Origin of the sequence: Caballeronia choica (assembly GCF_001544535.1) — a bacterium.
In the GTDB taxonomy this organism is placed as follows: Bacteria; Pseudomonadota; Gammaproteobacteria; order Burkholderiales; family Burkholderiaceae; genus Caballeronia; species Caballeronia choica.
Genome location: NZ_FCON02000527.1, coordinates 1 through 889 on the forward strand (window position 1 = coordinate 1; position 889 = coordinate 889).

General features: G+C 67.6%; 1 pseudogene. It reads left to right on the top strand.

The window, feature by feature from the left end:
• Nucleotides 1–889 (top strand): annotated as a pseudogene (locus AWB68_RS45500) (glycosyl transferase family 51); the annotation flags it as partial.

Here is an 889-nt window from a genome sequence, read left to right on the forward strand (position 1 = left end):
GCAGATCGTGGTGCGCTATCTGAATTCGGTGCCGCTCGCCGCGAAGCCGGGCATCGGCGAGATCAACGGCATCGGCGACGGCATGGCGGCCTGGTACGGTCGCGACTTCGACGAGATCAACCGCATCCTGAACGCGCCGCCCTCCGTTGACCTGCTGGACGCGCAGGCGCTCGCATTCAAGCAGGCGCTCTCGCTGATGATCGCGCAGCGCGCGCCGTCGCGTTTCCTGCGGCCCGGGAACCCCGAGCTCGATCGCCTGACCGACAGCTACCTGCGCCTGCTGGCCGCCAACGGGATCATTTCGCCGTCGCTGCGCGACGTCGCACTCAAGGTCACGCTCGAACTGAATCGCGCGCCCCCGGTGCGAGGACCGGTATCGTTCGTCACGAGGAAGGGCGTCAACGCGCTGCGTGCCAGGCTGCTCGCCACGCTCGGGATGACGAACGTCTACGACCTCGACCGGCTCGACATGACGGCTACCGCCACGCTCGACAACACGGCCCAGCAAGCCGTGAGCGACCGGCTTGCGAGCGCCGCGACGCGCGACGGCGCGCAGGCAGCCGGGCTGTACGGCTATCACATGCTGCGCCCGCAGGACGATCCCTCGAAGATCGCCTACAGCTTCACCCTGTTCGAGCGCCGCGACGGGGCGAGCCTCGTGCGGGTCCAGACGGACAGCGTCAATCAGCCGTTCGACATCAACCAGGGCGCGCGGCTCAACCTCGGCTCGACGGCGAAGCTGCGTGCGGTGATCACCTATCTCCAGATCGTCACCGAGTTGCACGAGCGCTATGCGTCGATGAGCGCGGCGCAACTGCGCGCTGTGCAGCCCGACAAGCTGGACGCGCTCACGTACTGGGCGCTCGATTATCTTTCGCGCACGCCGGAC